This is a genomic window from Microcoleus sp. w2-18bC1, from assembly GCF_036700365.1.
In the GTDB taxonomy this organism is placed as follows: Bacteria; Cyanobacteriota; Cyanobacteriia; order Cyanobacteriales; family Microcoleaceae; genus Microcoleus.
This window is the reverse complement of record NZ_JAUBOS010000066.1, coordinates 1-20,004: the sequence shown is the minus strand read 5'-3', so window position 1 is coordinate 20,004 and position 20,004 is coordinate 1. Positions and strand designations below refer to the sequence as shown.

At 45.6% G+C, this 20,004-nt stretch carries 24 protein-coding genes; 10 read left to right on the top strand and 14 right to left on the bottom strand.

Translation table 11 applies throughout. The annotated features are described in order from the left end of the window. The first annotated feature begins 176 nt into the window (after window positions 1–176). The gene (cdaA, locus tag QT979_RS23950; RefSeq protein WP_333216556.1) at window positions 177–1,070 is read left to right on the top strand and encodes a diadenylate cyclase CdaA; all 894 of its coding nucleotides are present in this window, start codon (window positions 177–179) and stop codon (window positions 1,068–1,070) included. 20 nt (window positions 1,071–1,090) lie between these two features. Continuing rightward, complete coding sequence (locus tag QT979_RS23945; protein WP_333216554.1) at window positions 1,091–1,837, top strand: isoprenyl transferase; 747 nt, start codon at window positions 1,091–1,093, stop codon at window positions 1,835–1,837. A 316-nt stretch (window positions 1,838–2,153) separates the two neighbouring features. On the opposite strand, the gene QT979_RS23940 is transcribed toward QT979_RS23945, so the two are convergent. From QT979_RS23940 to QT979_RS23920, 5 genes are all read right to left on the bottom strand, one after another. Then, on the bottom strand, window positions 2,154–2,426 hold the full coding sequence (locus QT979_RS23940; RefSeq protein ID WP_190661245.1) for a DUF3143 domain-containing protein: 273 nt from the start codon (window positions 2,424–2,426) through the stop codon (window positions 2,154–2,156). A 90-nt stretch (window positions 2,427–2,516) separates the two neighbouring features. Continuing rightward, window positions 2,517–2,996 carry a J domain-containing protein gene (locus QT979_RS23935; protein WP_333216552.1) on the bottom strand — a complete coding sequence of 160 codons (480 nt, stop codon included), beginning with the start codon at window positions 2,994–2,996 and terminating at the stop codon, window positions 2,517–2,519. A gap of 131 nt (window positions 2,997–3,127) precedes the next feature. Continuing rightward, window positions 3,128–3,994, bottom strand: coding sequence for an Rpn family recombination-promoting nuclease/putative transposase (locus QT979_RS23930; protein ID WP_333311899.1), 867 nt, complete (start codon window positions 3,992–3,994; stop codon window positions 3,128–3,130). 62 nt (window positions 3,995–4,056) lie between these two features. Beyond that, a complete protein-coding gene (locus tag QT979_RS23925) occupies window positions 4,057–5,640 on the bottom strand; it encodes a chloride channel protein (protein ID WP_333216548.1) in 1,584 nt (527 codons plus the stop codon). A 396-nt stretch (window positions 5,641–6,036) separates the two neighbouring features. After that, complete coding sequence (locus QT979_RS23920) at window positions 6,037–7,470, bottom strand: hypothetical protein (RefSeq protein ID WP_333311893.1); 1,434 nt, start codon at window positions 7,468–7,470, stop codon at window positions 6,037–6,039. 71 nt (window positions 7,471–7,541) lie between these two features. Here QT979_RS23920 and QT979_RS23915 point away from each other — a divergent pair, with 71 nt between their 5' ends. The 3 genes from QT979_RS23915 (at window position 7,542) to QT979_RS23905 (ending at window position 9,145) form a co-directional block, all read left to right on the top strand. Beyond that, window positions 7,542–8,156, top strand: a complete 615-nt coding sequence (locus tag QT979_RS23915) for a pentapeptide repeat-containing protein (protein WP_333311892.1) — start codon at window positions 7,542–7,544, stop codon at window positions 8,154–8,156. Window positions 8,157–8,273: 117 nt separating this feature from the next. Beyond that, a complete protein-coding gene (locus tag QT979_RS23910) occupies window positions 8,274–8,633 on the top strand; it encodes an IS630 transposase-related protein (protein WP_333311891.1) in 360 nt (119 codons plus the stop codon). Next, a complete protein-coding gene (locus QT979_RS23905; protein WP_333311898.1) occupies window positions 8,534–9,145 on the top strand; it encodes a transposase in 612 nt (203 codons plus the stop codon). Before QT979_RS23910 ends, QT979_RS23905 begins: the two co-directional genes overlap by 100 nt. Before the next feature lie 269 nt (window positions 9,146–9,414). Here the strand turns inward: QT979_RS23905 and QT979_RS23900 are convergent, their stop codons facing one another. From QT979_RS23900 to tftA, 7 genes are all read right to left on the bottom strand, one after another. Next, window positions 9,415–9,675: a ParE family toxin-like protein gene (locus QT979_RS23900; protein ID WP_333311890.1), complete on the bottom strand. Its 261-nt coding sequence runs from the start codon at window positions 9,673–9,675 to the stop codon at window positions 9,415–9,417. Then, complete coding sequence (locus QT979_RS23895; RefSeq protein WP_293210423.1) at window positions 9,672–9,872, bottom strand: hypothetical protein; 201 nt, start codon at window positions 9,870–9,872, stop codon at window positions 9,672–9,674. The genes QT979_RS23900 and QT979_RS23895 overlap by 4 nt, the downstream gene beginning before the upstream one ends. Before the next feature lie 361 nt (window positions 9,873–10,233). Next, window positions 10,234–10,407 carry a hypothetical protein gene (locus QT979_RS23890; RefSeq protein WP_333311889.1) on the bottom strand — a complete coding sequence of 58 codons (174 nt, stop codon included), beginning with the start codon at window positions 10,405–10,407 and terminating at the stop codon, window positions 10,234–10,236. 58 nt (window positions 10,408–10,465) lie between these two features. Further along, window positions 10,466–10,681 (bottom strand): hypothetical protein, encoded by a 216-nt coding sequence (locus tag QT979_RS23885; RefSeq protein WP_333270043.1) that lies wholly within the window; start codon window positions 10,679–10,681, stop codon window positions 10,466–10,468. Between the two features lie 61 nt (window positions 10,682–10,742). Next, complete coding sequence (locus QT979_RS23880; RefSeq protein WP_333311888.1) at window positions 10,743–10,982, bottom strand: hypothetical protein; 240 nt, start codon at window positions 10,980–10,982, stop codon at window positions 10,743–10,745. Window positions 10,983–11,381: 399 nt separating this feature from the next. Next, window positions 11,382–11,855, bottom strand: a complete 474-nt coding sequence (locus QT979_RS23875; RefSeq protein ID WP_333311887.1) for a D-Ala-D-Ala carboxypeptidase family metallohydrolase — start codon at window positions 11,853–11,855, stop codon at window positions 11,382–11,384. A gap of 37 nt (window positions 11,856–11,892) precedes the next feature. Continuing rightward, window positions 11,893–13,221, bottom strand: a complete 1,329-nt coding sequence (gene tftA / locus QT979_RS23870; RefSeq protein ID WP_333311886.1) for a hormogonium tapered terminus morphoprotein TftA — start codon at window positions 13,219–13,221, stop codon at window positions 11,893–11,895. 525 nt (window positions 13,222–13,746) lie between these two features. Between tftA and QT979_RS23865 the strand changes: the two genes are divergently transcribed. Continuing rightward, a complete protein-coding gene (locus QT979_RS23865) occupies window positions 13,747–15,057 on the top strand; it encodes an NB-ARC domain-containing protein (RefSeq protein WP_333311885.1) in 1,311 nt (436 codons plus the stop codon). A 111-nt stretch (window positions 15,058–15,168) separates the two neighbouring features. Here the strand turns inward: QT979_RS23865 and QT979_RS23860 are convergent, their stop codons facing one another. After that, the gene (locus QT979_RS23860; RefSeq protein WP_333311884.1) at window positions 15,169–15,684 is read right to left on the bottom strand and encodes an isoprenylcysteine carboxylmethyltransferase family protein; all 516 of its coding nucleotides are present in this window, start codon (window positions 15,682–15,684) and stop codon (window positions 15,169–15,171) included. 44 nt (window positions 15,685–15,728) lie between these two features. On the opposite strand from QT979_RS23860, the gene QT979_RS23855 reads away from it, so the two are divergent. After that, window positions 15,729–15,854 carry a hypothetical protein gene (locus tag QT979_RS23855; protein ID WP_333311883.1) on the top strand — a complete coding sequence of 42 codons (126 nt, stop codon included), beginning with the start codon at window positions 15,729–15,731 and terminating at the stop codon, window positions 15,852–15,854. Between the two features lie 77 nt (window positions 15,855–15,931). Here QT979_RS23855 and QT979_RS23850 read toward each other — a convergent pair whose 3' ends face one another. Beyond that, on the bottom strand, window positions 15,932–16,876 hold the full coding sequence (locus QT979_RS23850; RefSeq protein WP_333311897.1) for an aldo/keto reductase: 945 nt from the start codon (window positions 16,874–16,876) through the stop codon (window positions 15,932–15,934). A gap of 150 nt (window positions 16,877–17,026) precedes the next feature. Between QT979_RS23850 and QT979_RS23845 the strand changes: the two genes are divergently transcribed. The 3 genes from QT979_RS23845 to QT979_RS23835 all read left to right on the top strand — a co-directional run bounded on the left by QT979_RS23845 (window position 17,027) and on the right by QT979_RS23835 (window position 19,734). Beyond that, window positions 17,027–18,460 (top strand): BCD family MFS transporter, encoded by a 1,434-nt coding sequence (locus QT979_RS23845; RefSeq protein WP_333311882.1) that lies wholly within the window; start codon window positions 17,027–17,029, stop codon window positions 18,458–18,460. Window positions 18,461–18,584: 124 nt separating this feature from the next. Continuing rightward, window positions 18,585–19,415, top strand: a complete 831-nt coding sequence (locus tag QT979_RS23840) for an inositol monophosphatase family protein (protein WP_333216392.1) — start codon at window positions 18,585–18,587, stop codon at window positions 19,413–19,415. A gap of 154 nt (window positions 19,416–19,569) precedes the next feature. Next, window positions 19,570–19,734, top strand: coding sequence for a hypothetical protein (locus tag QT979_RS23835; RefSeq protein ID WP_333216390.1), 165 nt, complete (start codon window positions 19,570–19,572; stop codon window positions 19,732–19,734). Window positions 19,735–20,004 lie beyond the last annotated feature (270 nt).

Here is a 20,004-nt window from a genome sequence, read left to right as displayed (position 1 = left end):
GTGATGATTGCCTTTTCACTTTTAACTTTTGCCTTGTTCAGTCACACGATTGGATTGACACTCCCCGGTCTAAAAACACGGGGATTTTCAGCGTATTCCTTATAACAACTGTTCATGGTTCACGGGTTCGAGTGCATCACGGTTCGCGGTTCACAGGCGGTAGCGTTCGATGAACCATGAACAATCAACAATCTGGCTTTGACTTGGCCCTGGTTCAGTCCTTATTGATTCAAGGGATCGATATTGGACTGGTTTTTGCCCTTGCGTATTTGGTGCTCGTCATTGTTGGCGAGCGCAGAACGCTGTGGATGGTACGGGGATTTATTATTTTGATGCTGGCGGCGGCGGTGAGCAACTGGGCTGGATTGAGGCTGTTGCACGTTGCCCTCAACAGCTTGGTGACTGGTTCTGCTGTGGCAATGGCGGTAATATTACAGTCGGAGTTTCGCCGATTTCTGGAACAATTGGGTCGGGGGGAATTTCGGCAACTGTTTGGACGCGATCGCCGACCCAATCCCGAACCGGACAGCGTAATAGATGAAATTGTGGACGCAGTAAAAGAACTTTCGCAAAACCGCACGGGCGCTTTACTAATTATAGAAACAGATTCTCCGATCGACGATCGAGATTTTTCTGTGCCGGGATTAAAGCTAAATGCTGAAGTTTCTAAAGAATTGTTGCAGACTATCTTTCAGCCGCAAACTTTGCTGCATGACGGAGCTGTTTTGATTCGAGGTTCGCGGATCGTGTCGGCGGGGGTAATTTTGCCTTTGTCCGATCGCACTGCGTCGCGGCAGTTGGGAACCCGCCACCGGGCGGCAATGGGGATTACGGAACGGGTGCAAGCTTGCCTGTGCGTGGTGGTGTCCGAGGAAACTGGTTCTATTTCTTTAGCCCAGATGGGACTTTTAAATCGACCTTTGACTAGCAACAAACTTAAGGAATTGCTGGAAGCAAAGCTGTTTCCCTCCGAGGGAGAAAGAGCTGTGGCTCCAATTCCGATCGGCAATCTCGGACGCCAGATAGGATTGAAGGGAGTGACGCTATTAAAACGGATACTGCGCCGTTAGTCGGGTAATCGGGAGAAACCATGAGTCAAGGAATTTGCTTGGAAAAGTTGCCGGAGGATCTGCAACAGGAACTACTGCCTAAGCACATAGCAGTGATTATGGACGGGAACGGGCGCTGGGCTCAGAAGAAGGGGTTGCCGCGGATTGCGGGGCACCGCCGAGGAGCTAGCACTCTGAAGGAACTGCTGCGCTGCTGCAAAGATTGGGGGATTCCAGCTTTAACGGCCTATGCTTTTTCGACGGAGAATTGGGGGCGGCCGGCCGGGGAAGTGGATTTTTTAATGAGTTTGTTTGAGGGTAAGCTGCGGCAAGAATTGCGGGAGATGGTGGACGAGGACGTGCAAATTCAATTTATGGGGAATTTGCAGGCTTTGCCGAAGTCTTTGCAGGCGCAAATCGAGCGTTCAGTGACGGCAACTCAGCACAATCAGGGGATTTTGTTTACGGTGGCGACGAATTACGGGGGGCGTCAGGAGATTGTACAAGCTTGTCGGGCGATCGCGACTCAGGTGCAAGAGGGCAAGTTGCAGCCGGAGGAGATTGATGAGGTTTTATTTAAACGCTATTTGTATACTGCTGATGTTTGTGACCCGGATTTGCTGATCCGGACGAGTGGGGAAATGCGGTTGAGCAATTTTCTACTATGGCAAATGGCTTATTCGGAAATTTACATTACTGAGACGCTGTGGCCGGATTTTGATCGATCGGAGTTTCACCGGGCTTTGTCTGATTATCAGAAGCGCAGCCGCCGATTTGGCAAAGTCTAACGATTTTGGATTTTGGATTTTGGATTTTAGATTTTAGATTTTTTGGTTAATTTTTCAGTTTCCAAGTAGGGGTGGATTCTGAGGGAGCATCTCCATAAAAGTAAAAAACGTTTTTACGCCACCTGTGAGCGTCCTGCACAGCAAAATAGAGCGACCGGGACGATCGCAATTCCATGTAAATGCTTGCAGGGTTGATGCTTTTTACCTGGATGCCCCATCTAAAATCTCATACCAATTTCACTCATTTCCTGCTCAACATAACGATTTTAGATGTGAGATTGGAGGACAAATCTAAAATCTAAAATCTAAAATCTAATTAGGGGCCGGAGAAAACGGCAGCTTCAATGTCCTGACGTGAGAGGGAGTATTTGAATGCTCGTTGAATGTCTTGGCCGTCGGCTCCAGCATCGATGTAGCGGACGGTGAGTTGGTCGATATCGAGGGAGAGTTCTGCTTTCCATGTAAGTTGCTCGATCTGCCAGCAGTGAAGTTCTCGCTGATCTTGCTGGCAGCCGCGGCTTTTGAGCCACTGCTCGATTTCCGGGAGTGGATGGTTGTACAAAGGAGTGTCAGCGGAAGGAAGAGTCATGGGATTTTAGATTTTAGATTTTGGATTTTAGATTGGGGATTTCGGATTGGGGATTGCCGATTGAGGATGGGGGATTGGGGATTTGAGGCTTTAATTGCCGCGAATTAAGCCGATCGCGATCGCCAGTACCAAACATCCGATTAAGCTAGCTCCCATGATAAACAGAGCGAACATTTCTCCGGGGGAAAGAGGTCGATCCGTGGGATCTAGGTAAGCGGAGTTGGAAGTTTTTTTGCCCGATCCCGAAACCGGAGTATTGAAGCCTGGGGGTGGCCCAATCACGTTCAGGCGAGAATAGCCTATTTTGAGGTCGTAGGCGAGGCGACGTTCTGGGTTGCTGAGGGTGGCGTAGGCGTTGTTGAGCTGCTGAAATTTGGCGGTGGCGACTGCGGGTGGCAGCTCGGTGGTATCGGGATGGTAGAGTTTGCTCAGTTCCCGGTACGATCGCCGAATTTCGATGGGCGAGGCTGAAGGATGCAGCCCTAACAAGCCGTAGTAACTATAACCCAAGGGGGTTTTGCCGGGTATTTTCTGACTTTCGCTGTTTGCCGTTCCCTCGTTAGGAGTCACCTCAACGCCTCTGGGCTTGTTGTTTATAATTTTTGATTATTTTAGAGCAGATTTGAGGGTAGCGCCACTATCTGCGATGTCGAGGGGTTGAGGGTGGGCGATCGGCTCAAGGTACGATCGCCCACTTTAAACTATGAATTGGTCGAGCGCAATTTCTGCACATCCTCAACGCTAAGCCCCGTAACTTGGGCGATCGTGGCATTATCTAGCTGTGAAAGTAATTGTCTGGCGATCGCTAGCGTTTCTTTTCGTATTCTTTCCTGTCTTGCTGCCTGTCTTGCTTCTTCAACAGCTTTAATAATTACCCCCTGTTGATCGTGAATAAACTGTTCCCTGCGTTCCAAAACTTCTACTTCTTCCCGACTTAACCGGGCTTGATTGGCAAGATCGAATGCTTTGTGGATTTCCGGTACGCTATCGATTGTTTCGGGAACTTCTGAGAGAATTCTGGCATATTTCATGAAATATATCCATTTATCTGTCAAAGTTTCTAGTTGACTTGCTTCTTTATGGAATTTAGGTAATTCTATAAAGACTAAATTCATGGCATCTTCGGGATAGTTTAAATTGCTTTTAACTTCTTTATACACAAATCTCGAAATTAAGTTAGGGCTGTTGCGAAACATTTCAAAATCTGTAATGGTTAAAGCTATTAATGGCTTGAGCATTCGATAGCCTTCTCCTCTTTGCAATTGAAATGCGTAGGTTGTGGCTGCATTGTACAACACCCGATTGCCCGAATATTGAACGTTGAGAACTAGAATTTCAATAATGACTAAAGTGCCATCGTCTAGTTTGGCTGTGACATCGAGGTAAGTATCTTTTAAACTTTCAAGTTGCCTCGGCAGATTCTGGTTGATAATTTCTAAGTCTTGAATGGTGGGATTTCCTTCATAAATCAAGGCGTTGAGAAAGCTAATTAGAATCTCTTTGCTTTCTGAGGAAGCGAATATTTTTTTGAAGAAGGCATAATCCGTTTTAGGGTTGATAAATATCATGGTTGTCAGATTTAGCTTTAAGGCGATCTGTTTGGTGGCGAAGCAACGGGAGTTGAGATTGGTCAAACGGCTGATTTTGTTTCAGGCAATGGTTTGACATTTTCCGGCAAATGTGCATTGGCGATCGCCAGCACAGGCTCATCGTCCCTGTGTTCGCCCTCGGTGGGGAGTTGGCAAGAAATCAGTTCTGTGACGATGCGATCGCCCAGAACATCTTCCCAATCCTGCAACTGTTCTCTGGCTTTGATCGGTGTATTGACAGCCACGTCTACGCCCATTTGCTGAAGGTTGAGGCTGTGGGCTGTCGATCGGCGGTTGACCCACTCCACCAACCAAACGCTCAATCCGACTGCGGCCATCAAAGGCAAGACAATCCGGTAATCGCGGGTTAATTCAAACATCAATAGGATGGCTGTCAGCGGTGCTCTGGCGCTGCCGGCGAGGACGGCGGCCATTCCCACCATTGCGTAGGCGGCAGGGCCGGCGACTCGATCGCTCATTGTCGGCAGCATTTCCAAAAAGAGTCCGTAAGCCGAACCCAGGGAAGCTCCCAAAAACATCGCCGGAGCGAAGATGCCGCCCACTAAACCGCTGCCGAGGCTGATTGCGGTCATCGCCAGTTTGACAAACAGCAGCAGCAACAGCAAAGGCAAGGAAAATTTAACATCTTGGAGCATTGCTTGGACTGTTTCGTAGCCGACACCCAAAATTTGAGGCAATTGTAGGGCGACTAAGCCGACACAGGCCCCGCCGATGATCGGGTGAAGCGGCCGGGGCATTCGTCCGAGCCAAGCAAATCCTCGGACTTTTCCTTGAAAACAGCCCTCGGCTAATTGAATTGCTTCCGTGTAGGCTAGAGACACTCCGCTCGCTAAAAGTCCCAATCCCATGTACAGAGGCAGTTCTAGGGGGCTGCGGACATCGTAGACTGGCAAAGAAAAGGCCGGCTGAGATCCCAAGCAGATTTGAGCGATGAGCGCGGAAACTACGGCGGAGAGCAAGACAACGCTGACTGACGAAGTAGCGAAGGTGCTGCCGAGCACGACTTCTAAGGCAAAGAACACTCCGGCGATGGGAGAGTTAAACCCGGCGGATAAACCTGCTGCTGCTCCGGCGCCCAGGAGCAAGCGCTGCCGTTCTGGGGAGAGCTGCAAAACTTGAGCCAGCAGCATTCCAAAATTAGCGCCGATTTCGACGCTGGGGGCTTCCGGGCCGAGGGAGGCGCCGGTGCCGAGGGAAACTGAGGCTGCCACCATTTTGGTGATGGGTTTGAGGGGGGAGAGTTCTTGCAGCCCGCGGGTGGCTGCAATTAAGGAAGACATATTCGGGCCAAAGTCCCTAAATCGCCACCGCATCAGCCCGATGATGACTCCGCCGAGGGTGGGAATGCAGGCTAGCGTCCAAGAGCCTTTCGACGCGATCGCCCCCATGAAGTCTTCCAGCATCAGGCTGTGGATGAAGTGGATGAGGTAGTGAAATGTGACGACGCCTGCGCCCGTAACTCCCCCGATGACTAGGGAGAGGATGAGCAGGAGGGTTTCTGGGCTGGGGTGCAGGCGGTTGAATAGCGGGCTTAGTCGGGAGGCTTGGGGAGTTGCTGCGGTTGGCCCGGGTGGCGGCAGATCCACAGGAGGGATGGCTCTCATTTAGCGGTTAATTCTTCGGTGAGAAGTTATATAATATTACAATTTATTTCTTATTTTCATTTTGAGTGATTTTAGGGGAATTGACAACTTAATTAAGGCGTATTTTAGGGTAATTTTTTGGGGTGGGTCGCTGGGGTGGAATAACTGATTCTGAGGAGCGGCGGATTTGGCGTGATTGTATGCTCAGTTACATTCAAACTTAGATATACTCTGGCGATAATGCTAATTAACTATATTTATAGTTTTGGTGGTTAGGTCGATCGCATCAGTGAACGGGTCATATCATATAACTCAGTGAAAAACAACTTTCAAATTAAAGAATTGGCGATTGGAGATTTTACTTTACAACCACCAATCTCAAAGCTCCAATTTTAAATCCCTCCATCCCGGATAATATCACATCGGTTGTTGAGTGGGCGGGATTCTTGGTCTGGGTTTGGCGATAGACATTAGCGGATCGCCGATGGTGGTGACTTTCCAGGGAGGGGATTCTAGCTGGCGTGCTGCGATTAAAAAGGGTGCTCCTCGCTTTAGGCGATCGACCATTAATTTAGGTGGAATAAATGCCGATAAAAAAGGTTCGTTGACGCTGCCAATATATGCGTAAGCACCATTTTCTAGCCACCTTCCGGCAACGGTGTTGTTGTCATCTGGGGCGGCTGCTGACCAACTGTGGATCATGTGGATTGCTGCGGGAAATTGGAGTTTTGGTATGTCCTCAACTGAAGCGTCGCCGTTGCCGACTTGGAATGATTTTGGATAGCCTTTTGAATTCATTAATATTAAGTCAAATGTCCACGGTTTTGAGGCTAAACTCCGCCACTTTTCCAGGCTAGATTCGGGTTTTTGCACTACTTCGACATTTAAACCTATGCTTTTTAGTCCGCTAGCTGCTTCCTCCATTTCATATTTTGCCCAATTTCCTTCCTTGGGGTAACTGTCATAAAGCATGGCTGTTTGGCTGTCTAGAAATATGGCACACATGGCTTGATAGATCGATCGTACTTCGGAGCCGTAAATCCAGCCGACAGCCGCCCAGCGTTCGCCGTTGGGGTGTCTTCCCAAACCGTCGGTAACGGCTAGTTGTTCGTCTGGTTTTTCAGGAGATTGATATTTGACTGCTAGTTGGCGTACAATAGTTATTGTGTCGATCGGGTCTGCGAGTTGAGAATAAAAATATCCGGTTGATTCGACGGCTTTTGTAACTGCTAGTTGCAGAGTTTTCCACTGTGTGTTATTGAGGGTATCGTTGGGTTTTCCCAAGTTGCCTTCTAGAAATACTAAAGGTTGGCCGTGAGCGGCTGCTAAGGCAACTGCGGCTGAGCGTGCGGCGTCGTTTTCTGATGTGATTACTACTCCTGGGGGTTCCCAGCCGAGTTGCTTCCATTTTGCTTTTAAGGTTTCAGTATCGGTGGCATTCCAAGCTGCTGCTGCGCTGTTGAGCATTAATTGTTGGAGTTTTTGATTTTGTGGCAGTTGCTGTTTGATGCTTGGCAAACGGACTATTTCTTCGGGTTGAAAGCGCTGCAAAAACATGGGCGCATATTTTTTGTCTTCGATGAGAATAGGCCAGTTTCCTTTGAGGTTCCATTTTTGGATTGCTGCTAAGAATGTGGCTTCGTCGGGTACTAAAACTACGCGGTTGACTGTTGGTATATTTTCGCGGACGATGGCTGATCGGAGGCCTGTTTGAATGGGCCAGGGTTCTTGTTTGGCTGAGGCGGGAAGCTGAAAGGGTTTTTTGAAAAGGCGATCGCATCCGACACCGATTATTGCTAAGGTTACAATAAGTGCGATCGTCAGGAATTTAAATTTTAACTGTTTTTTCATAGGGCAGGGGAAGGAAGGAACGAGGTTATAAATACGAACAATTATCCAAATATTTTTAGGGCGGCAAGCGAATGTTTCGAGGCGCGGGACAAAGGAAGATTGTAAGTGCGATCGGGCTGGTCACTTTTAGTATTATTGCCTTAGCAACTACAGGTTTAATAATTTTCGCAGCGAACCGTTCGTCAGTCAAGCATCAAGTCCGGCAATTGCTGACAGCGAGGGAATGTAAAGGTTGCAATCTTTCCGGGGCGAATTTGAGCGAAGTTTTTCTGGAAGGCGTCAATTTAGAAAAAGCCAACCTGAAAGATGCCAATTTGTGGAGCGCGCATTTGGTAAAGGCTAACTTGAAACAGGCAAATTTGGCTGGGGTTTACCTGATAAGCAGCAATTTGGCTGGGGCAAATTTGGAGGGAAGCAATCTAGAAAAGGCGTTTTTAGAGGATGCTTATTTGGGAGGGGGTAATTTTAGAAATGCTAACTTAAGAGGTGCTTTTATGAAAGGTATTTTTCTCGTTAACGCTGATTTGGAAGGGGCGAATTTGGAGGGTGCTAATCTGTGGATGGCAAATCTAGAAGGTGCTAATTTGAAGGGTGCTAATCTGAGAAATGCTTGGCTGTTGGATGCTAATTTGGCAGGGGCGAATTTAAAGGGTGCGGTGAGGCCTGATGGTACGCGGCAGGAATGAAAGTCAGTTGATAGTTGTCAGTTGACAGTTGTCAGTTGATATAGTCATTTCAAATAAATGTGAGACAAATGCAAGATGATGTAAAATCAAGAAAAATTGTTAACTCGGAGCCGAAAAATGGCATACAGTCTAGATTTAAGAAAAAGAGTAGTGGATTATGTGGAAAATGGAGGGGGTATAACCAAAGCCGCCGCCCTGTTTAAAGTAGGAAGAGCAACAATATACAGATGGCTAGGGAGGGCAGACCTTCGAGCCACTAAGGTAGAACACCGTGAGCGAAAGATAGACTGGGAAATGCTCAGAAAAGATGTAGAAGAAAATCCCGAAGCAAGATTAATAGAAAGAGCAAGGAAATTCGGGGTGAGAGCGAGTGCCATATACTATGCCTTAAAGAAAATGAAAATTACAAGAAAAAAAAAGAATTTCGTTATAGAGAAAGGAATAGAGAAGAAAGAATACAATACTACCAAACACTGAGAAATTTAATTAAAGCTCATGGGAGTAAAAGCCTTGTATTTATTGATGAGTCAGGGTTTGAAGAGTTTCATGCTTGTGTTTATGCGTGGTCAAAAAAAGGGAGAAAAGTATATGGGGAGAGACAAGGAAAACGCGGAAAAAGAGAAAATTTAGTAGCAGGAAGAAGAAAAGGAAACAAGGACTTGATTGCACCTATGGTCTTTACAGTCCGCTTTAATGCAGAAAGTTTTGAAGGGTGGTTAGCTTTATATTTATTGCCATCTTTAACAATACCATCAATATTAATCATGGATAATGCACCGATTCATCGTAAGACAGCAATTAGGCTCCTGGTGGAGGAAGCAGGCCATCAGATACTTTTTTTACCAAAATACTCTCCTGACTTAAATGATATTGAGCATGATTTTAGTGCATTAAAGAGAGCTAAAATGTATGCGTCTCCTGGCACATCTCTTGATGAAGTTATTCGTGCTTATTGTGCAGAAAGAGTGTCTCATACTTATTTGAAATGACTATAGTTGTCAGTTGTCATTAATCAGAGCAGAGGGCGATCGCACCTGCAACCTTCATTTCCCGTTATTTTGTGAGGAGATGAAGGTGTGAGGTGCGATCGGCATTCTAAAATATTTTATAATTTTACTGCCCGCGTCCTGGTTTGCAATCTACAAAACCTAATGCCTCTGTGCCCTTGAAAACTGGCGATCGCCATCTCAATAACTGCTGCGATCGGGTATTCAATTTCAGCGAGCTTGAGCTTGCAGTAACGACTTGTTAGCTGGCATTAACCACCCCGCAATAATCTGTCATACTCTGCATGGGTTCCAATCCAGAACCAGGCAATATCATCATTTTCTTCTATCGCCAAGGCGCGATAATGTATTCCGATTCGTACCGACCAAAACGAACCTACTTTTTTGAAGTGTAGTGACGGATACCGAGAATCCTGTTTCAGCAATTCATAGCATCGATCGGCTAGTTCTTGAACCTCGTTGGGTAACTGTCGATAGTGATACCAAAAATCAGGGGTTGCAAGATATTTCACAGGTCGGTACAACGCCCTTCACGTAAATGTTGCACTGCTCGTTTAGCTAGATCGTCAAGCCGACCTGCTGCGACATCTTCCTCAAACTGCCGATCCCATACTTCTGCATCGAATTCTGCAAACCAGACGCGGAAATCGGCAAGCTCTTTTGCCGATAATTGACTGACGGCACGTTCAATTTCTTGCAAATTGCTCATAAGATCGAAGGAAAGTTACAACTGGCTTACTCTTCTCATGATAACTCTGAGGAGGCAAACACAACTTAACTTGACAGACATACTCATCTAGCCTGTCACAATGGGAGGAACCAGATCCAAGAGTGGGATACCAGCGTCGCGAGTTCAACCAGGGCAACTGCAAATGTTGGATGCTCAATGCAAACTGAGCCATCCGCGAAATTGTCTGTGAATATGCGATGGAATGAAAGCTGTGCAGAGATTGCCGTTTTGGTTAATAAAATATCTAACAGTTGCAGTGCAAGACTTTTTCCGATCGCCCGATCCCGCACATCTGCGGTTTAACTCTAAACAATCTGAATGGCTTTTTCTCTGACGTAACTTAAAGAATAAACCACCTCGATCGCCCTGCCGGTGAGAAAAAGTGATCATCTTTTGTAAATTTGCGTAAATTCCCCGATCGCCCTGCCGATGAGAAAAAGTGACCAGTGTAAAGTTCTGTAAATGCGTAAATTGTCGAATTAGGGGAAAGGGCGATCGCACCTGCAACCTTCATTTCCCGTTATTTTGTGAGGACATGAAGGCGTGAGGTGCGATCGGCCTTCTAAAATATTTTATAATTTTACTGCCCGCGTCCTGGTTTGCAATCTACAAAACCTAATGCCTCTGTGCCCTTGAAAACTGGCGATTGCCATCTCAATAACTGCTGCGATCGGGTATTCAATTTCAGCAGCACGAGCAATTAGAGCGGCTTGAATTCGATCGGGCAAGCGTCCTAAAATAATTTCGGCATCAGCGAGGGAAAGTTGTTCCAGAAGTTTGGCTTGCATGGCATTCACCAATTACAATTTAATATAGCTTGGAGTTCGCACCGCTCAACCTATCTTTCAGTCATGAATCACTACTGGGTCTAGGAGCTAGTCGATTGCCAGCATCATCTCTGGGATTTGAAAGAGGAGTTACTTGAATGCGGGTAAGAAAGGATAGCAATGCAGCAGTGAAAGCATATAAAGTTCCTAACTTACTCTCCTGCAACTGAAGAGCACCGAAAGCCACTAGCACGGGAAAAAGTGCTTGAATAAGTCCCTGAAATAAAACTGGCTCTTGCCTAATCTGCTTGAATAACCACATAACAAAGCCTCATATTTTAGATTCAACTCGAACAGAAAACTCGGAAGTACATCTCAACCGAAAGCTAAAGCAGTCGAACTTATAATTGTGTCGCAGATGCGGCACAATACTTTTCTTAGTCAGGTTATACCGCACATCTGCGGTTTAACTCTGAATAGTCTGAACAAGTTTTGCTTTGACTTAACTCAAAGAATAAATCACCCCGATCGCCCTGCCGGTGAGAAAAAGTGACCAGTGTAAAGTTCTGTAAATGCGTAAATTGTCGAATTAGGGGAAAGGGCGATCGCACCTGCAACCTTCATTTCTGGTTATTTGGTGAGGGAATGAAGGGGTGACTAGGTGCGATCGTCCGTACAACAGTTAGACCGCTGCGCTTCTCCCCTTTAAACTTGTGGGAACTTAACCGAACAATGCAATAGGACGATAAACAACTCTCCCATCTTCATGAGTTGCTCTCAGAACTTGCTTGCGGTTGCGCGGAGCAGCACTAAGGTGTATCCAGTTAGGATTGTCAAGCTTACCAAATTCAAGAATAACCTGATCGAACTCTGGGCAGTTTTGAGCCACCCATTCTGCTAATTTCCTTGTGCTGACACTAACCGGAATTACATCTGCTGCAAAACCCAGTCGATGATCACTATTACTAACGCCCCCTACGGCTTTGTTGATTTTTTCTGAGCGAAACCCAGATAATATTTTTATGGGACCTAGCGCATCACGAGCAGGTTGAAGAATCTTTTCACACAGTTTCCGAAGATTTCCAATCTCTTCTGCATTAGGAGTATTATCAATTCCTAACCGATCTGCTGTTGAAGACTTAACTAACTCCCAAAGGCGAAAGTTTGTAGTCAAATTTACATTGAGATCTATCATTTAATCCCACCTACTCCCTATATATGCTGATAATGCCTTAAACAATACCAAGAAGTCGCCTTTGGATTGCTAAAATTTTATTACCATAACTTTTCTCTGTTGCCCAACGTCCACTTAAATCAGCAACCATAGGAGCGATACCTCTTTGAACCAGATTAAAACGAGGATCGACAATGGGCGGTACAACAGGATCTTGACTTGCATATGCTTTGAGGTGTTGAATGTGAGCTTTAACTCCCGTTCTTACGTTAGGGAAAGAAGCTCCTTTGACTCCTCCTCCACTTGCACCAAGACCACAGAAGTTATTTTGGCTAGGTTCTACGTCACCACCAAAGTTTAGATAACCCGTTTCCAGACACATTTGAGAGAAGGCAATATTGTGATTTACTCCCTCAATGGCAGACTCTTCAATGTAAAGTCTCGGCAAATCTGGAAATTGAGTCAATGCATCTGAATTGTTTGCTTGCAGTAAACTTTTTAGTTGATTTTCTGCAGCACTTCCACGGCTCATAATGCGTTCTGAAACAGCTTGTATTGGAAAAGTTACTGTTGTAAGAATAATAGTCCTAGTCGTACTATTCCAGTTGACTGATACATTAAACGGCTGAAGTTCTACAGCTTTGATAAAGACAATACCGTTTTGATTGATACGACGAACACTGTTTAGTTCAGCTAAATTAATTTCCAGTCTATCGGCTAAATCGATTGGAATAAAGGAATTATCATTGACGAGAATCCCTGGCTCTTCATAGCGTTCACCATTAATTTCTATATCGATGGTGGGAAAAGGAGTTGGTGGAATAACAGGATTCAAACCGCTCCACTGTAAGAGTCCATCTGCGAGTCCTTTAGCAAACTTATCACGTTGATTCGTGAGAAGATTCATGTCCTCGCGACTTGACAGAAAACATAATTCTATAAGCACAGAAGGAATATCCACATCTCTACAAAAAGCTAGACGTGGATGTTGACTTTGGTTGTCTGATTTAGCTCCCCGATTTCTGAGTCCAGGAACGGCTGCAACCAGAGCATTAACAAGCTTTTCTGCATCAGATTTTCGCTGATTGTTGCCATCAACATAGTAAGATTCTGCTCCCCGCGCAGAAGCAATAGCAGAATTCCCGTGGAGTTCAACTGCAATATCACCACTCCGACTCCGACCATTGATCCAGTTGATTGACGGACTAAGATCAATTGTATCAGGAACAGAGAAGAAATCTTGGTCTCTTGTTAATCCTTGAGATTTTAGTTCTTGTAGGAGTAAGTCACGAGTTTGGATCATCTCGTCTGCTTCTTTAGTACCTAGGACTGATGGCGCTCCTGAGTCTCCAGTAAAATGACCGGCCGAAATAAAGATACGTCCCATTTATTCACCTCTCGTTAATATTTTTGCTTTTTTAGTCTTCTGCAACTCGATAGCTAGAAATCACAGATAATTAAGTAAATCTAGGGTACTGCCTCTAGTATTTTTTCCCAAGTTCCAGCACTAACAAGTTGCAGTACAATAGTCTTCCCCATCGACTTATCTCGCACATCTGCGGTTTAACTCCGAACAGTCTGAACAACTTGTTCTCTGCCTTAACTCAAAGAATAAACCACCCCGATCGCCCTGCCGGTGAGAAAAAGTGACTAGCTTTTGTAAACTTACGTAAACTCCTCAATCGATTTGAGATTTGAGATTGTGCAATTAACCTCATCCCCAATCCGGGTTAAATATCCCCCTTATTGCTCAGTCTCGGAAGGGGGAACAAAAGCTTGTGTAGTATCGGTTTCAACCGACAAGGATAAAAGGGATTACCTTCCGGTTAATTCAGTCAATTTGTTTTCTTTCCTGAAAAGGAAGTCGCCGTCATGAAACATAAGTAAATTTACTTAATAGGTCAAAATGGCTATGACGGGACAAGAGGCGATCGCCCTAGTTGATAGTCTGTTACAATCCGCAAACAAAAAGCAAAAACTCAATGACATTCAATCCCGCGTCTTTCTGCAAACTTGGGAAGGACACTCTTATCAAGAGATAGCCGATCGCTTACTTTACGAACATGACTATATCAAAAAAGTCGGTTCGCATTTGTGGCGAAATCTCTCTCAAATCATCGGCGAAAAAATCTCAAAGCAAAATCTGCAAGCAGTCTTGCGCCGTTACCAGCATTGCAGTGCGGGCATCTTGCCGGCTAGCGAAGGAGATAGCAGCACTCAAGATTGGGGAGAAGCGATCGATGTTTCCCAATTTTACAACCGGCAACAGGAACTGGAAACATTAAAAACTTGGATTAGCGGCAATTCTACCCGCGCGATCGGGATTTTTGGACTTGGCGGTATCGGCAAAACTTCTCTGTCTGTCAAACTCGCCCAACAAATTCAATCTCAATTTGAATTCGTTATTTGGCGAAGTTTGCAGCAAGCACCAACCTTAGATGCTATACTCAGCAATCTTTTACCGATTTTAACTGGTTCAGAAGCTACAACAAATAACTCTATTTCTGCTCTCATGGAAGAGTTGCGACAAAAACGGTGTTTGTTAATTCTCGACAATCTAGAGTCCATTTTGCAAGGGGGAAATCGCAGCGGACAATACCAACAAGGATATGAAGATTACCGACAGTTATTTGCACGCATTGCTGACGAATCCCACCCAAGTTGCCTGATTTTAACCGGCAGAGAACAACCGGGCGGCTTTGCTGTGCGATCGGGCGAAAATTCAGCCGTGCGATCGATCCAACTCTTCGGAGTTTCACCGCCCGTATGCCAGAAAATATTCGCCGATAAAGGATTAAAAGCAACGCTATTGCAGTGTCAAAATCTTGTCAACCATTTTGGTGGTAATCCCCTCGCAATCAAACTTGCTGCAACTACGATTAAAAATATTTTTGGTGGTGACATTGACGCATTTTTAGTGCAAGGAAATACTGTTTTTAGTGATTTGTGGGATTTGCTCGATCGCCAGTTCGATCGCTTGTCTCCTTTGCAACAACAAATTATGTATGGGATTGCAATTAATCAAGAAAGAGCGACTCCTGCGAATTTAAAAGCTGCAATTTTGCCCGAAGTTTCGGGACGGCAACTGATGGAAGCATTGCAGGCGCTGGCCGAGCGATCGCTCATTTTCGATGAGCGATCGCTCAATTATACCGCATCAACAAATTTAATGCTACAACCGGCGATCGCCGAGTATGTTAGAGAACGATTGCTCGAAAAGTAGCTCTAAGTGGGTCTTGTTAAGGGAGATTTAGGGGCATCTAGACTCAGGTAAAAACAATACCGAAATCTAAACTGATTCATTTGCGATCGCAAACTACGGCCGATCGAACTTTTAATAAATTCCAGGAATTAGTTTTTTTACTCGCTGGCGGTATTCGGAATAGTCGGGATATTTCTCGCTCAGCCAAGTTTCTTCGCGGTTGGCTTTAATGTCGAAAAATATGAGTAAAATTGCCGTGGCTACTAAGTGCGACAAGCTAAGTTGAAAGATTGTCCAGGCGAGGGCTGCTAAAATTAAGCCGCTGTATAATGGATGCCGTACTATTCCGTAAATGCCTGTTTGGATTAATTCTCCGTTTTCTATGGGATAGGGTAAAGGTGTGAGGTTTTTTCCCAAATCTATCAGCCCTTTGACAATTAAAATTAATGCGCCTAAACCGAGAATACTTGCTATAATCCAGGTCAGATAAATTAATTGAGTTGATGCGATTTTGAATCCCGGCGGTTGATAAACTGGCAAGATTGTAAATGCTGTGAGCAATCCTCCTTGCAGCAAAACTAAATATTCGCCGCGGCTGTTTTTGCGCCAGCCTTCGCGCGTGAAACCCCAGTCAGTTAAAATTTTCATAATTGAAGGAAGTTCGGCAACGGATTCTGTAACGGATGTAACGGATGTCGGGAAGAAGGAAGAAGGAAGAAGGAAGAAGGAAGAAGGAAGAGGGAAGAAGGAAGAAGGAAGAAGGAAGAGGGAAGAGGGGAGAGGGCAGAAGGAAGAGGGGAGAAGAAAGTGAACTGTAGGCTGGGTAGAGTGAAGTAAAACCCAACCTACGGCCAACAGCGAACAGTCAACAGTCAACAGTCAACAATTAACAAATTTATTCTCGCCAAGGACGAGTCATTAGTTCTAATTGATTGACTTCATCTTGGCTCAAATTCCAGCCTAATGCGCCTGCGTTTTCTTGGGCTTGTTTGGCGGTTTTTGCGCCGGGAATGGGGATGACTCCGTTTTGGCATATCAACCAGTTTAGGGCAACTTGGGCCGGAGTTCGATCGCGCTTTCTGCCCATTTTTCGCAGGGTGGACATGACTAATTCAATTTTTTCGATGCCGCTTTTGCTGAAGCGGGAGTCCATTTTGCGGGCTCCTGTAGGTGGTTCTTGGGCTGTGTATTTGTCGGTGAGTAATCCTTGGGCTAAAGGGCTGTACGCTAAAATTGTGACGCCCAATTCGCGGGCTGCACTCACAATTCCTTGTTTTTCTACTTGCCGCGACAGCAAGGAGTAACGGACTTGATTTGTTGCTAGGGGAACGCCTTTTGCTGCTAGGATTTTATGGGCTTGGCGCATCTGTTCTACTGAATAGTTGCTGACTCCTACTGCTTGAATTCTGCCTTGTTTGACTTCATCAGCTAAGGCGTTCATCAGGGTTTCTTGACTGAGTAAAAAAGTGAAGGGCCAGTGCACTTGGTAGAGGGCTATTTGTTCTACTTGCAAGCGTTTTAAGCTGGCACTCAAGGCTTCGGAAACGGATTTTCCTGTAATCCGCCAAGGTATGGGGCCGAATTTGGTTGCTATTTGCACGGGTTGGGTGGTTTTTTTGATAAACTGCCCCAGTAATTCTTCTGACAAGCCGTTACCGTAGACTTCGGCTGTGTCAAAAAAGTTGACTCCGTTGTCAAGGGATGTTTTGAATGCTGCTTCGACTTCGGCGGCGCCGTAGTTGCTGCCGTAGTTCCAAAATAGTTTGTCGCCCCAAGCCCAAGTTCCGACGCACAGGGGAATGACGGCTGGGCCGTTTTGTCCTAGGGTAATGGTTGTCACGGTTGGTAAATCCACAGTTATTGATTCTCTTTATTTTTATATGAATTTATACGAATAATCCCGATCGAGCTTCTAGCCGGGGGAGGAATGGCGGCTGGTGGCGATATCTCAGTTACTATAAGTGCAAATGATGTGTTTATTTGAGTAGTTATGTCGATCGACCGTTTGCCAGATTCAAGATTAACAGATTCCGCGACTCCTGCCATCAAGAGAGTTACCCTCCTGACTATGTTCCGGTTGGGTTTGTTTCAGATGGGATTGGGCATGATGTCGATTTTGACGCTGGGGGTACTCAATCGCGTCATGATTAAAGAGTTGGCGATTCCGGCTACTGTGGTGGCTGGTACGCTGGCTATGCACCAGTTTGTCGCCCCGGCTAGGGTGTGGTTTGGGCAAATGTCTGATGCTAAGCCTTTGTTTGGCCATCACCGCACGGGTTATGTGTGGATGGGCGGGGTTTTGTTTGTGATTTCTGCTTTTTTGGCGGTGCAGGTGATGTGGCGCTTGGGCGGCAGTTTGGAGGCTGTGGGGTGGACTACTCCTACTTACGGTTGGGTGGGTTTGTTGGGTTTGATTTTTGCGCTTTATGGTATTGCTATTTGTTCGAGTTCGACTCCTTTTGCTGCTTTGTTGGTGGATGTTTCGGATGAGGAGGATCGATCGAAGTTGGTGGGTGTGGTGTGGTCGATGCTGATGGTTGGTATTATTATCGGGGCGATTGTTAGCAGCGGTTTGCTGAAGCAAATTGATGGTGATGTGCCACGGGAAGTGTTGCAGGCTTCGATTAATGGTTTGTTTGTGAAGGTGCCGGCGCTGGTTTTGCTGTTGGTGGGAATTGCGACTTTTGGGGTTGAGAAAAAGTATTCGCGGTACGGGGTGCGATCGTCCGCAGTGAATCGAGAAGATAAAATTACTCTGGGAAGTGCGCTGCGGATTTTGACTGCTAGCCGCCAAACCGGTTTGTTTTTTACTTTCCTGCTGATTATGACAATTTGTTTGTTTATGCAGGATGCGGTTTTGGAACCTTACGGCGGGGAAATTTTTAAGATGTCCATTTCGGAAACTACGCGGTTGAATGCGATTTACGGTACTGGTACTCTGATCGGTTTGGGTACTACTGGTTTTTTTATTGTGCCCCGAATTGGCAAGCAAAATACGATTAGGTTGGGCTGTTTGTCGGTGGCGGCTTGTTTTGTTTTAATTATTTTATCTGGATTTACTGGGAATCCAATTGTGTTTAAGTCGGCTTTAATGTTTTTTGGTTTTGCTTCGGGAATTACGACGACTGGTGCATTGAGTTTGATGTTGGATTTGACTGCTGCAGAAACTGCTGGGACTTTTATTGGTGCTTGGGGTTTGTCGCAGGCGATGGCGCGGGGTGTGGCGACGATTACTGGCGGTGCTATTTTGGATTTAGGTAGAAGTTTGTTTGGGGTGCCGATGTTGGCTTACGGGTTGGTTTTTGCTGTGCCGGCTGCGGGTATGATTCTGGCTGTTTGGCTGTTGGGTAGGGTGGATGTTGGTGAGTTTCAGGATAATGCTAAAAGTGCGATCGCCACTATTCTTGAAAATGAACTAGACTGATATTTTGGCAGTTGTCACTTGGCAGTTGTCACTTGGCAGTTGTCACTTGGCAGTTGGCAGTTGTTAGTTGTCAGTTGTTATTGCAATAACGAATAACGAATCAGGAACCAATAACCAATAACTAATGACTAATTTTTGGGATTCAATTTTAACTTTTTCTCAGACTACTGTCAAGACAGTCGGGCAGCAGTTTTTGAAGGATTTCGGTTCTGCACAAGCGGATGAGAAGGATGATGGGAGTTTGGTTACGCAATCTGACAATTGGGCGGATGCGGAGATTAGAAGTGCGATCGCATCTACTTTTCCCAGTCACGGAATTTTGAGCGAGGAAGGAGAACACGTTTTCCCAGATACGGAATGGTGTTGGGTTGTTGATCCTTTGGATGCTACAACTAATTTTGCTAGGGGAATTCCGATTTGGGGTATTTCTTTGGGGTTGTTGTATCGTGGAACTCCGGTTTTTGGCTACGTGCATTTGCCCCCAATTAATCAGTCTTTTCACGGTTTTTATGCGCCTGATTTTGCGGGCGGCGTGTTTGACAATATGCCTCAAGGTGCTTTTTTAAACGGGCAGCAAATTCGGCCGACTGCTGATAAAATGAGCGGAAATCATATTTTTAATTTGTGTTCCCGGAGTGTGGGAATCGGGCCTCATCTTCCGAGTAAAATTCGGATGTTGGGCATGGCTAGTTACAATTTTTTGACTGTGGCTTCGGGTGTGGCTATGGGAGGGGTGGAAGCGACTCCGAAAATTTGGGATATTGCGGGGAGTTGGGTAATTGTGAAGGCTGCGGGTGCGGTTTGGCTGCCGCTGGAATCCCAGGCGATTTTTCCGCTGGAAGTGGGGAAGAATTACGGCAGGATTTCTTATCCGACTTTGGTGATGAATCGGCAGGAGTTGGTGTCGGTGTTTTTGCCGTTTGTGGAGGCTTGGAAGAAGAAAAAAATGGGGTGATACTATTTTAGATTTTCGATTTTAGATTTTCGATTAAGGAATTACTAATTCCCAAAGGGTTTGAATATAATCTACAGTTTCATTCTTTTTGCGAACTGGTATCATTGGCGATCGCACAAATCGCTCAATTATCAAATAAAACTGCAGGGCAGGCGTGACGGAGGAGTCTCCCACGCCTGCCGTGCTGTTTGGAAGAAATATACCGACCGATGACCGATGGTTTAAGTATGTCTACTCTTGTCTGTTTCTGCCAATCTGCGATCGGGTGGTTTTGTTTTACGTCGATCGGGTGATGCGGTTTTGGTACAATTTGTGGTAAGTTTTCCACGAGCTATTATCTCTAGGAAATAAAATTATACCCGTTTTCAAGTAGAGGCACAAGGGTAAATATATTTACTGCGGTGTTGGAAAAAGTAGATGAGTGGTATGGCTAGGTCGAAGAGTTAGCCTGTGGGAAGATACAAGAATAAACTTTGGAAGAAACTCGGAAAAGTCTGTGGTTTGCGATCGCACTAAGGAATGAAAAATAAATAACTTAATGAATTACTCAGGTTGGGGTACGGCTCGATAATTCCATTTGGGCAAATAT